General features: G+C 58.3%; 11 protein-coding genes and 1 tRNA gene. 9 read left to right on the plus strand and 3 right to left on the minus strand.

Annotation, left to right across the window (positions count from 1 at the left end):
• Window positions 1–2 precede the first annotated feature (2 nt).
• From truB to ACM6IV_RS01450, 4 genes are all read left to right on the plus strand, one after another.
• Entirely contained in the window at window positions 3–920 is a 918-nt protein-coding gene (gene truB, locus ACM6IV_RS01435; protein WP_024011571.1) for a tRNA pseudouridine(55) synthase TruB, read from the plus strand.
• A 142-nt stretch (window positions 921–1,062) separates the two neighbouring features.
• A complete protein-coding gene (gene rpsO / locus ACM6IV_RS01440; protein ID WP_011332409.1) occupies window positions 1,063–1,332 on the plus strand; it encodes a 30S ribosomal protein S15 in 270 nt (89 codons plus the stop codon).
• Window positions 1,333–1,525: 193 nt separating this feature from the next.
• Window positions 1,526–3,631 carry a polyribonucleotide nucleotidyltransferase gene (gene pnp, locus ACM6IV_RS01445; RefSeq protein WP_414868433.1) on the plus strand — a complete coding sequence of 702 codons (2,106 nt, stop codon included), beginning with the start codon at window positions 1,526–1,528 and terminating at the stop codon, window positions 3,629–3,631.
• Between the two features lie 129 nt (window positions 3,632–3,760).
• Window positions 3,761–3,836 (plus strand) — tRNA-Thr (locus ACM6IV_RS01450).
• A gap of 3 nt (window positions 3,837–3,839) precedes the next feature.
• Here ACM6IV_RS01450 and ACM6IV_RS01455 read toward each other — a convergent pair.
• Window positions 3,840–3,998: a hypothetical protein gene (locus ACM6IV_RS01455; RefSeq protein WP_414868434.1), complete on the minus strand. Its 159-nt coding sequence runs from the start codon at window positions 3,996–3,998 to the stop codon at window positions 3,840–3,842.
• A 179-nt stretch (window positions 3,999–4,177) separates the two neighbouring features.
• On the opposite strand from ACM6IV_RS01455, the gene ACM6IV_RS01460 reads away from it, so the two are divergent.
• A complete protein-coding gene (locus tag ACM6IV_RS01460) occupies window positions 4,178–5,281 on the plus strand; it encodes an acyltransferase family protein (protein ID WP_414868435.1) in 1,104 nt (367 codons plus the stop codon).
• A gap of 187 nt (window positions 5,282–5,468) precedes the next feature.
• On the opposite strand, the gene ACM6IV_RS01465 is transcribed toward ACM6IV_RS01460, so the two are convergent.
• Window positions 5,469–5,963, minus strand: coding sequence for a hypothetical protein (locus ACM6IV_RS01465; RefSeq protein WP_414868436.1), 495 nt, complete (start codon window positions 5,961–5,963; stop codon window positions 5,469–5,471).
• A gap of 275 nt (window positions 5,964–6,238) precedes the next feature.
• Here ACM6IV_RS01465 and ACM6IV_RS01470 point away from each other — a divergent pair, with 275 nt between their 5' ends.
• Entirely contained in the window at window positions 6,239–6,538 is a 300-nt protein-coding gene (locus tag ACM6IV_RS01470) for a DUF6388 family protein (RefSeq protein ID WP_414868437.1), read from the plus strand.
• A 52-nt stretch (window positions 6,539–6,590) separates the two neighbouring features.
• Here the strand turns inward: ACM6IV_RS01470 and nadC are convergent, their stop codons facing one another.
• The gene (gene nadC / locus ACM6IV_RS01475; protein WP_414868438.1) at window positions 6,591–7,439 is read right to left on the minus strand and encodes a carboxylating nicotinate-nucleotide diphosphorylase; all 849 of its coding nucleotides are present in this window, start codon (window positions 7,437–7,439) and stop codon (window positions 6,591–6,593) included.
• A gap of 383 nt (window positions 7,440–7,822) precedes the next feature.
• Here nadC and ACM6IV_RS01480 point away from each other — a divergent pair, with 383 nt between their 5' ends.
• From ACM6IV_RS01480 to ampE, 3 genes are all read left to right on the plus strand, one after another.
• On the plus strand, window positions 7,823–10,003 hold the full coding sequence (locus ACM6IV_RS01480; protein WP_414868439.1) for a DUF1631 domain-containing protein: 2,181 nt from the start codon (window positions 7,823–7,825) through the stop codon (window positions 10,001–10,003).
• 64 nt (window positions 10,004–10,067) lie between these two features.
• Complete coding sequence (gene ampD / locus ACM6IV_RS01485; RefSeq protein WP_414868440.1) at window positions 10,068–10,628, plus strand: 1,6-anhydro-N-acetylmuramyl-L-alanine amidase AmpD; 561 nt, start codon at window positions 10,068–10,070, stop codon at window positions 10,626–10,628.
• Entirely contained in the window at window positions 10,625–11,464 is an 840-nt protein-coding gene (gene ampE, locus ACM6IV_RS01490; protein WP_414868441.1) for a regulatory signaling modulator protein AmpE, read from the plus strand. The genes ampD and ampE overlap by 4 nt, the downstream gene beginning before the upstream one ends.
• Window positions 11,465–12,101 lie beyond the last annotated feature (637 nt).

Raw genomic sequence — 12,101 nt, forward strand, 5'->3', positions numbered from 1 at the left:
CGGTGGCTCAGGTCAAACGTATCCGTCGTAACGTCAGCGGTATCATCCTGCTCGACAAGCCGTTGGGGTTCACCTCCAACGCCGCGTTGCAGAAGGTTCGCTGGTTGCTCAACGCCGAGAAGGCCGGTCACACCGGCAGCCTCGACCCACTGGCCACCGGTGTTTTGCCGTTGTGCTTCGGTGAAGCCACCAAGTTCTCGCAATACCTGCTCGATTCCGACAAGGGTTATGAAACCTTGGCGCAATTGGGCAAGACCACCACCACGGCTGATGCCGAGGGCGAGGTTTTGCAGGAACGCCCGGTGACCGTTGGTCGCGCCGATGTCGAAGCGGTTCTGCCGAAATTTCGTGGGCAAATCAGTCAGATACCGCCGATGTACTCGGCACTCAAGCGTGATGGCCAGCCGCTGTACAAACTGGCACGTGCAGGCGAAGTAGTGGAGCGCGAACCGCGTTCTGTTACTATTGCGCGCTTGGAATTACTGGCCTTCGAAGGCGATACTGCGCGTCTTGCGGTGGATTGCAGCAAGGGCACCTATATCCGCACCCTGGTGGAGGATATCGGTGAGCAACTCGGTTGTGGTGCGTACGTCGCTGAATTGCGTCGTACCCAGGCCGGGCCTTTCACCCTGGCGCAGACGGTTACCCTCGAAGAGCTGGAAGCGGTACATGCCGAAGGCGGCAACGAAGCGGTTGATCGCTTCCTGATGCCATCGGACAGCGGCCTGCAGGATTGGCCGTTGCTGCACTTCTCTGAGGCGAGCGCGTTCTACTGGCTCAATGGCCAGCCGGTGCGTGCACCGGATGCTCCGAAGTTCGGCATGGTACGGGTACAGGATCACAATGGTCGCTTCATCGGTATCGGTGAAGTGAGCGAAGACGGGCGCATCGCGCCACGTCGTTTGATTCGGTCAGAATGACCGGAACCGGCCTGTGTCACAGCAGGTCGGCGAGTGTGGCTGTTAACAGGCACGGTCACGACTCATTTATAGATACAGGGATTTGTCCCTGGCCTGTTGAAGCTGTTTCCCTGAAACAGTTTCCTGATAGAAGGATTGCCTCATGGCTCTCGACGTTCAAGAAAAAGCTCAAATCGTTGCTGACTACCAGCAAGCTGTTGGTGACACTGGTTCGCCAGAAGTGCAAGTTGCACTGCTGACCGCCAACATCAACAAACTGCAAGGTCACTTCAAGGCCAACGGTAAAGATCACCACTCCCGTCGTGGTCTGATCCGCATGGTAAACCAGCGTCGCAAGCTGCTGGACTACCTGAAAGGCAAGGACGTGAGCCGTTACAGCGCTCTGATCGCTCGCCTGGGTCTGCGTCGCTAATCAGCGATTGCGCTATGAGGTTGGTGGTCTGCAGGACGTCCGCGGTTTACCGCGGTCGCCTTGCAGGCTCCCAGCCTCAAGTTTTATCTGGATACACGTTTTACCCCGGACAAGGGTCGGGCCGATTCCCGACATTGCCCAAGAATTCGCAAGAAACCAGTTCCCCCAAGAGCCACAAAGAAGGTAGGACACCGTGAACCCGGTAATCAAAAAATTCCAGTTCGGTCAATCGACCGTTACCCTCGAGACTGGCCGTATCGCCCGTCAGGCCTCCGGCGCAGTATTGGTCACCGTTGACGACGACGTCAGCGTATTGGTGACTGTAGTCGGTGCAAAACAAGCCGATCCGGGCAAGGGCTTCTTCCCTCTGTCCGTTCACTACCAGGAAAAGACTTACGCTGCCGGTAAGATCCCTGGCGGTTTCTTCAAGCGCGAAGGCCGTCCTTCCGAGAAAGAAACCCTGACTTCCCGACTGATCGACCGTCCGATCCGTCCGCTGTTCCCGGAAGGCTTCATGAACGAAGTGCAGGTTGTCTGCACCGTCGTTTCCACCAGCAAGAAGACCGATCCGGACATCGCTGCGATGATCGGTACCTCGGCTGCCCTGGCTATCTCGGGCATCCCGTTCGACGGCCCGATCGGTGCCGCTCGCGTAGCTTTCCATGAAAGCACCGGCTACCTGCTGAACCCGACTTACGAACAGCAAGCGGCTTCGAGCCTGGACATGGTTGTTGCCGGTACTTCCGACGCCGTACTGATGGTTGAATCGGAAGCCAAAGAGCTGACCGAAGACCAGATGCTGGGCGCGGTACTGTTTGCTCACGACGAGTTCCAGGTGGTGATCAACGCCGTTAAAGAACTGGCTGCCGAAGCGGCCAAGCCAACCTGGACCTGGGCTCCTGCGCCAGAAGCCACCGAACTGCTGGGCGCGATCCGTGCCGAGTTCGGCGAGGCGATCTCCCAGGCTTACACCATCACCGTCAAGGCTGACCGTTATGCGCGTCTGGGCGAGCTGAAGGAGCAAGTCGTTGCCAAGCTGTCCGGTGAAGAAGGCCAGCCTTCCGCTGCCGACGTCAAAGCGGCTTTCGGCGAAATCGAATACCGCACCGTTCGCGAAAACATCGTAAACGGCAAGCCACGTATCGACGGCCGCGACACCAAAACCGTACGTCCGCTGAACATCGAAGTCGGCGTTCTGCCGAAGACTCACGGTTCGGCCCTGTTCACCCGTGGTGAAACCCAGGCTCTGGTGGTTGCTACACTGGGCACCGCCCGTGACGCACAGCTGCTGGACACCCTGGAAGGCGAGAAAAAAGACCCGTTCATGCTGCACTACAACTTCCCGCCGTTCTCGGTGGGCGAGTGTGGTCGCATGGGTGGCGCTGGTCGTCGTGAAATCGGTCACGGCCGTCTGGCCCGTCGTTCGGTTTCGGCCATGCTGCCAGCCGCTGACGTGTTCCCGTACACCATCCGTGTGGTGTCGGAAATCACCGAATCCAACGGTTCGAGCTCGATGGCTTCCGTTTGCGGCGCTTCCCTGGCCCTGATGGACGCTGGTGTGCCGATGAAGGCGCCGGTTGCCGGTATCGCCATGGGTCTGGTTAAAGAAGGCGAGAAATTCGCCGTCCTGACCGACATCCTCGGCGACGAAGACCACCTGGGCGACATGGACTTCAAAGTAGCCGGTACCGCCAAAGGTGTGACCGCGCTGCAGATGGACATCAAGATCAAAGGCATCACCGAAGAAATCATGGAGATCGCTCTGGGCCAGGCCCTGGAAGCGCGCCTGAACATCCTCGGTCAGATGAACCAGATCATCGGCCAGTCGCGTACCGAACTGTCGGCCAACGCGCCGACCATGATCGCGATGAAAATCGACACCGACAAGATCCGTGACGTTATCGGTAAAGGTGGCGCGACCATCCGTGCGATCTGCGAAGAAACCAAGGCTTCGATCGACATCGAAGACGACGGTTCGATCAAGATCTTCGGCGAAACCAAGGAAGCGGCTGAAGCAGCACGTCAACGCGTTCTGGGTATCACCGCTGAAGCCGAGATCGGCAAGATCTACGTCGGCAAGGTTGAGCGCATCGTCGACTTCGGCGCATTCGTCAACATCCTGCCGGGCAAGGACGGTCTGGTGCACATCTCGATGCTGAGCGATGCTCGCGTTGAGAAAGTGACCGACATCCTGAAAGAAGGTCAGGAAGTGGAAGTGCTGGTACTGGACGTGGACAACCGCGGCCGTATCAAGCTGTCCATCAAAGACGTGGCAGCGGCCAAGGCTTCGGGCGTTTAATCACCCCATAGCTTTAGCGCAATAAAAATGCCCCGCCGTGCAAACAGTGGGGCATTTTTTTGTCTGCGAAATATCGAGACATTCTGCGAACTTGCCGGACTTCAAGAGCGGTGCTAGGTTTAGCCCACCGCCCGTGTAGCTCAGCCGGTAGAGCAGCGCACTCGTAACGCGAAGGTCGCAGGTTCGATTCCTGTCTCGGGCACCAAATCTACTTTCGTCGGTGTTCGGCGCGCATCAATGCGATGTTCTGTCCGGACGGGTCGAGTTCACACAGCACTGCCTCACGCAGGTTGCAGGTACCGTAGAACTGGTTGTATTCATGCCAGGCCACACCATCCTTCAAGTGCAGAACCCGCTCCTGGCTCATTTTCTTCGCGATGTCGGCCGGCCCACGGAAGTGCGCTCAAAGCATAACGCCAAGGGCGGCCAGTAAGGCCAGGTCAGAAGGTTCGACCGGGTATACATTTCACATTTCGTGCGCAGCATAGGCGAGCAGACGCTTTACGGCTATGATCCCGCGCAAATAAACGGCGCGAGGATAGCCCTTTGACTTTTCTGAACATTCAAGGACTGCGTGCGATAGCGGCGCTGATGGTGGTGATAAGCCACGTGTTTTGGCCGCTGGTCACCGTGAGGACGCACTGGGCGCAACCGTATGTTGAGGCTATAGGCCCAGGCGGCGTCGATATCTTCTTCGTTATCTCCGGTTTCATCATCTATATGGTGGCGAAGCGTTCCGGGGAAAACGTCGAACAGGTCGGACGGCTCAAGGCAACGTATGAATTCGCTGTTAAACGGCTGATCCGCATCTTCCCGATCTACTGGGTGGTGTTCGCGGTGGCAAGCCTGTTGATGACACATGTAGAGCTGGCGCCAGCATGGATGGAGCAAAAGCCGCTCCTCGGCCTGCTGACACTGACAGACCAGCCGAACAACCGGATCCTCGCCGGCTGGACGCTGAACTTTGAAGTCTATTTCTACGCCGTCGCCACGGTGGCATTGTTCATCTTTCCGCGTCATGTGTTTCTTGGGCTGATGCTGTGGTTCCTGAGCATCTTTGCGGTCATCGTCGCAGCCTTCAAAACTGGCAATCCGTGGATGTTTGAACCGACTTTCGCCGCAATTCTGTTCGAGTTCATGTTTGGCATGATCGTCGCGGCGTTGATTCAGCGCGGGATAACCGGTTATGCGCTTACCTGCACACTCATCGGCGTGGCCGGCTTCCTGATTGGGGCCGAAGTAAACCGCGTGCACGGCGGGTGGGGGCCACTCCCTTCTTGGTGGCGCATGTTCTGCCTTGGCATCCCGAGCGCCTTCATCGTTTATGGGCTGGTGGCGTTCGAGGCGCGCAAGGTATGGACGTTCCCTAATTACTTGGTGAAGCTGGGCGACTCGTCATATTCGCTGTACCTGTGGCACCAAATGATTTTCGCTGTGGTTGTGGCTGGCTTCACCTGGGCTGGCGTACTCGGGAAAGTGCCAAACGTGTTTCTCGTTCTCGGCATGCTCGGGATTGCTATTGCGGTCGGTTTGATGAGTTTTCACTATCTGGAAAAGCCGATGCTTAGAGTTCTTGGAAATCTTCTCCTACACAAGAAAGTCGAAACATCGAAGATCCCCACCCAGAAGCCAGAACTTAAACACATATAAGCAGAACGCCCCGAGAGCATCACGGCCTCGGGGCTTTTTTTGCCTGAAAATCGACTGACACAGGAAGCGTATTCGCATCCAGCATATCTAGAACAGTACACGTGTTAGTACAGCGCCGACCTGTGCTTTCGGATCGCTGACTGGGTTATTGTGAATAACTTAGGTTCCTGTTTTGGGCAGCATTCCCTTATTTCACTTTGCGACTCAGTTCCTCGACGGTCCGCTTGAGCTGATCCATCGCGCGGTCCTGATCGTTGAGTTTCTGTTTCAGGCTGGAAATTTCGCTGCTGGCGGAATTCGAACTTGAGCCACCGTTGCGCTTGAGGTCTTCGACCTGGCGCCCGAGGGTATCCAGCTGGCGGTCCTGTTCCCTGACCTTGTTTTTCAAATCGTCGATTTCCTTGCTGCTGGAGCTTGAGCTGGAACCGCTATTGCGTTTGAGCTCTTCTATCTGGTGTGACTGATCGCGGACGGTATCGCGCATCTTTTGCAGTTCCTCGATGCTGATATCGCTCTTGATCACGACATCCTTACCGTAATCGTGGTGAATCAGCGAAACCTTGTCGCCATAGGAAGAGCTGCTGTTACTCAGCTCGATGGCCATGGCGTTTGCCGGCAACACCAAGGTAGCGAGCAGGGCACTGGCAGACACAACGGAACAGATCTTCGAAAAGCTGCGCATCACTGGTTTTCCTGTGAACAGCGTGGGTGAGTGCCGAGATGGCACAACGCTATGGCTCGCAATCCGGATTTATGTTCCACAGGTCAGCTTTTTGTGAGAGAGATGTAAAGAGCCGTGTAATTCGTCATGCAAACGTCCTATATTCGGAGCCTGCATGAGCATCGCCCAGCAGTTTTCAGATGATCCCGAATGGTTCCGAAGGCCGGTCAATCCGCGTCAGAGAGATCCTTGATGATCCAGATCCATCCTCCATTCCTATGATCAGCGAGAACGCCATGACCGAACTAACCCAAGAGCAACGTCACGAAGAAGCGCTAAAAAAATACATTCAGGACGTTCCGGACCTCAAAGACGAGATCAAGGATCTCAGTCCCGACGATCAGAAAGACCAGATCCAGTGGGCCTTCGAAGACGAAGCCGAAGCCCAGGGTTTGCAGCCATGGGAACTGACGCTCAAGTACACGAGCACGCCGGAAGAGTTCGAGGCACAGCGCCTCGTTCTGCACAAAGAGGCGGCCGAAGTGCTGGGCGTCGAGTGGGAAGAGTACTGCGAGATGAATAATCTGGTGGTCTGAAACAAAAAACGCCAGCCTCAACCGGGCTGGCGTTTTTTGTTGCGTGAAACCTTCAGAGGCTCAAGCGCATCGACAGATCCACAGCTTTGACATCCTTGGTCATCGCCCCGATCGAAATGTAATCCACCCCGGTTTCGGCGATCGGCAGCAGCGTGCTTTCGTTGATGCCGCCGCTGGCTTCCAGCTTCGCCTTGCCGTTGTTCAGGCGCACGGCTTCGCGCATGTCATCCAGGCTCAGTTCGTCGAGCATGATGATGTCGGCGCCGGCAGCCAGTGCTTCTTTCAGCTCAGCCAGACTTTCCACTTCGACTTCCACCGGTTTGCCCGGCGCAATCTTGTGCGCGGCGCTGATGGCTTGTGGAATGCCACCGCTGGCGGCGATGTGGTTTTCCTTGATCAGGAACGCGTCGTACAGACCGATGCGGTGGTTGTGGCAGCCACCGCAAGTCACCGCGTATTTCTGCGCCAGACGCAGACCCGGCAGGGTTTTGCGGGTGTCGAGCAGTTTGACTTGAGTTGCCGCGACAAAATCAGCGAGGTATTGCGCACGCGTGGCTACGCCGGAAAGCAACTGCAGGAAGTTCAGCGCACTGCGTTCACCGGTGAGCAACGAACGGGCCGGTCCTTCCAGATGAAACAGCGGCTGATCGGGTTTAACCCGCTCGCCATCGACCACTTGCCAATGCACCGCGACCCGCGGATCAAGTTGGCGGAACACGGCATCGACCCACGCCGTGCCGCAGATGACGGCTGCATCGCGCGTAATGATGGTGGCTTTGGCCAGGCGTTCGGCCGGGATCAGTTGCGCGGTGATATCGCCGCTGCCGATGTCTTCGAGCAACGCACGGCGCACGTTGGCTTCGATTTCGGCGGTCAAATCGGCGAGACGTAGATTCGGCATAACGGGCTCCACAAACAAAGTGGTTCGATTATAGGGGCATGGCATGAGCCAACCCAAGGCGAGAACACGCGCGCTTGCCTGCATCCGGTCGATTTTCTTTGAGCAAACCGCGCCTGGACAGTGTCATTGAAGGGGCATAGGGGAAACCCTGACGGCTATGGCGTCGGGGGCGAGTTATGAAGATAATCCGCCTTGCATTTGACGTCATAGCTTTGACGATTTTGAAGGTGCCGGTTTAAAACTGTGGGAGCGGGCTTGCTCGCGAAGAGGGATGTGTCAGCGAACACTTCTGTTTTTGACGCACCGCTTTCGCGAGCAAGCCCGCTCCCACAGGGGAACTGTGTTGAACGTGACCGAACGAATCACCGTTTCAGGAGGCCTGGATGCACAACGACGGGAAAGTGGTGCCTTTGCACAAGAGCACTGCGGATCAGGCGAATCACTCGCCGCTCGCCCGCCTGCCTGTGATTCTGCTCCAGGTTCGCGACAAGGCTGCCCAGCAACTGCGCCACGGTTTGCAGGAGTTGTTCGATAACGCTGACGACACGCTGTTTGAAATGGCCGACCGGGCACGCAACGACGTCGAGCAGAACATCTTTTTCGAAGCCATGCGCGACCTGCGCCTCAAACGAAAAAACATCGAGCGCGGCTTTCTTGAGCAATTCTTCGAAGCGTTTGTCGGGCTGACGCAATACGACCCCACCCACAACACGCTGCCGCACGCACTGAAGTACGACGAGTTGGCACCGCGCAGCGACGACATGGAGCGCAGCGTGGCGGTCGAGACCATGGTCGGTCGCGTACTCAAACGTGACGGCTTCGCCCTCGATCAACTGACCGCACGCCTCAACGCGTTGCTGGGCAACACCCTCGACGATCAGCACAACCCGCTCGGCCCGGCGCTGCTCTGCGAGTTCTTCCTGCAGGCCGGGCGTAACCTGGGCGTGGAGATCAAGGTCAAGCTGATCCTGCTCAAACTGTTCGAGCGCTACGTCCTGGCCGACACCCAACAGCTTTACGCCGAAGCCAATCAGTTGCTGATCGCGACGGGGGTGTTGCCAGAGTTGAAACCAGCCCCGGCGCGACGTGCGATTGATCGTGCGATCGCCAATGTGCATAGCGAAGAACGTGACGACACGCCGCCGATCGATGAAGGCGTGCAGGAGGTGTTCGCCGCATTGCAACAATTGCTGGTGCAGGTGCGCGGCACTGTTGCGCCGACACTGGAGTCCAGCGTCGCGGCGCAGCCGATTTCCACCCGAGAGCTGCTGCGCCTGCTCTCGCACTTGCAACAATACGTGCCCGCGCTGGCGGCGCAGGATGACTTCGATCTGCGCAATCAGCTCGAACAACTGCTGACCCGGGTCAGCGTCAGAAGCGGCAAATCGCGAATCGTCGGCGATGCGGACGAAGACGTGATCAACCTGATCGCGATGATCTTTGACTGCATTCTTGAAGACCGCAATGTGCCGGACTCGCTCAAGGCCTTGATCGCGCGGTTGCAGATTCCGATGCTCAAGGTCGCGGTGCTCGACAAAAGTTTCTTCAGCCGCGGCACCCATCCGGCGCGGCGCCTGCTCAACGAAATCGCTGAGGCAGCCATGGGCTGGGGCGATTGCGACGGTGAGGCGCGCGACAGTCTGTATCTGCGTATCGAACAGGTGGTGCAGCGCCTGCTGACCGACTTCGTTGACGATCCGGCAATTTTCTCCGAATTGCTGGCGGATTTCCTCGCGTTCACCAGCGATGAGCGCCGCCGCAGCGAGCTGCTTGAGCAGCGTCTGCGGGACGCCGAAGAGGGGCGAGCGAAGACCGAGATGGCGCGGCGTCGGGTCGAGCGGGCGTTGAATCAAGCGTTGCTGGGCAAAACCCTGCCGCCGGCGGTGGTCACCTTCGTCCAGGATGCCTGGAGCAAAGTACTGCTGCTGACCTGCCTCAAGCATGGCGATCAGTCGGCTGAATGGCAGGCCGATGTGCAAACCATGGAGCAATTGATCTGGAGCGTGCAGCGTCATGACGACGCCGAGTCCAGCCTGCGCTTGCTGGCGCTGGTGCCAGGGTTGCTCAAGTCGCTGCGTGATGGCCTGAGCAGTTCGGCATTCGATCCGTTCGCCACCAGCGAGTTTTTCAGTGAGCTGGAAGGCCTGCATGTGCGGGTGCTGGAACGGGCCGACCAGGCCGATCAGGCGTTGCCAATGGTCGAGGTGTCGCAACAGATCGTTCTGCAAGCCGCTGATGAGGGCAGTGCGGTGTTGACGGCGCAGCCCTTGCCGCAGAACGCCGCCGGTCTGCGTCAGGTCGAGCAACTGCGCCTGGGCAGTTGGGTGGCGTTTCAGGAAGATGAAGACCATAGCCTGCGCTGCAAGCTGGCGGCCATCATCGAAGCCACCGGCAAGTACGTGTTTGTCGATCGCACCGGGATGAAAGTGCTGGAGCGCAGCCGCCTCGCGCTGGCCGAGGAGTTCCAGCGTGGAACGGTGCATGCGCTGGACGATACCTTGCTGTTCGACCGCGCGCTGGCGTCGGTGCTGGGCAATCTGCGGCGACTCAATCGCGCCAAGTGATCGCGCGCCGGGGGCCGATCACGGCATACTGGGCGCCAACACAGTCGGCGTTGAAGGAATCGGTATGCAGTTGGATCCCGCTAGCGGGTGGTGTCACGGGGTGCAGGTCTGTCCATCACCCAACTTCAATGAACGCCCGGCGGGCGAAATTTCCCTGTTGGTGATCCATAACATCAGCCTGCCACCGGCGCAATTCGCCACGGGCAAGGTGCAGGAATTTTTCCAGAATCGTCTGGATGTCACCGAACATCCCTACTTTGCAGGGATCGTCGACCTGCGCGTCTCGGCGCATTTTCTGATTGAACGTGACGGCACGGTCACCCAGTTTGTCTCCTGTCTTGAGCGGGCGTGGCATGCCGGCGTATCGATTTTCGAAGGGCGGGAGACCTGTAACGATTTTTCCGTCGGCATCGAGCTCGAAGGCACCGATGATCTGCCGTTCACCGACGCTCAGTACCAAGCTTTGACGGCGTTGACCCGCCAGTTGCAAAGCGCATTTCCGGCCATCACCGGCGCCCGCATTTGCGGGCACAGCGACATAGCACCCGGGCGCAAGACCGATCCTGGCCCGGCATTTGACTGGGCGCGTTACCGCGCAGCCCTGGCACAAGAGGAAGGACAATGAGTTTTCTGGTGTTACTGCTGGCGTTGTGGATCGAGAAGTTTTCGGCCCTGCGTCATCGGGTTCAACGCGATGGCGGATGGATCCGCGAACTGAACAAACTCGAAACCAGCGCGCGGCTGGCCAAACAGCCCTGGCTGGTGCTGACGATTCTGGTGCTGTTTCCGGTGGCGTTGCTGGCGCTCTTGCTGCTGGTGCTGGAACCGGTGGCCTATGGCTTGCTGGCATTGCCGGTGCATCTGCTGGTGGTGATTTACAGTCTGGGGCGCGGCGATTTGCTCGGCGGTCTCGGGCCGTTCCGCGATGCCTGGCGGCGTGAAGATCTGCAAGCCGCAGCTCACGTGGCCAAGCGCGATCTGGATATCTGCGCCGACAGCGGCGAGCAGTTGCTGGAAAGCGTGCAGGGGCATCTGCTGTGGCAGGCCTATCAGAGCTTTTTTGCGGTGATCTTCTGGTATTTCGTGCTCGGCCCGGTGGCGGCGTTGGCGTATCGCCTGCTGGCGCTGGCCCAAGAGCATGGCCAGAATCCGGCGTTGGTCGAGCGCGCCGCGCAGCTGCGACACGCCTTTGACTGGCTGCCGGTACGCTTGTTGGCGGCGAGTCTGGCGCTGGTCGGCAACTTTGTCGCGGTCAGTCGGGTGATGCTGCATGAGCTGCTCAACTGGAACATCAGCGCTGCGCAACTGATCAACCGGGTCGGTCTGGCGGCGGGGGAGATTCCACCGCCAGTGGTCGGGCCGGAGGGCATCAACACCCTCGATTGCCTGTGGGAGTTGCTGCTGCGCGCGGCGGTGCTGTGGTATGCCGGGTTCGCTTTGTGGACAGTTCTGATCCACTGATTTCATTGGTTCAAAGAAAGATCGCAGCCAGCGGCAGCTCCTACACGGAGATGTGCGTCGCGGGCTGCGATGTCGTTAACCTTAAGTTACAAAACCTCCCTCCGATTTGAGCTATACAGAGATGGCGCTCGATAGTGGCTATCTGCTGTCGTCCCGCGCCTGCCAATAAAAACAAGAAAAACCAAGGGAGACTTCCAGTGAAGAGCTTGCTCTATCCCGCCGTCTCGCTGATGAACCGTCTGAGCTTCGGCATGAAGTTCAGCCTGATCAGCGTGCTGTTCCTGGTGCCGATGCTGGTGACCAATTTCTATCTGGTGCGCGATTCCTATCGTGAATTCCAGGGCACTCGGGTCGAGCTGCAAAGCCTTGATCTGCTGGGCAGCAGTCTGGCTCTGCGTCGGGATCTGGAAACCCTCAACAACCTGGTGCAGATCAACGTCACCCTCGGCCAGTCCGGCAAGGCCGGCAACGTCGAGGCGCAGATCACCACCCTTGAGCAAGCGGTGTTGGCGCGCCTGCAAGGGCTGACGGCGATGACTGACGATCCGGAGCAGATTCAGGTCTTCGACGGTAAACGCGAAGAAATGATCGCCGCGTTCAAGGCTCAGCAAGCGGAAAACTCGCTGCAGAGCAAAAG

This window comes from Pseudomonas sp. IT-347P, assembly GCF_949768005.1.
Classification (GTDB): Bacteria; Pseudomonadota; Gammaproteobacteria; order Pseudomonadales; family Pseudomonadaceae; genus Aquipseudomonas.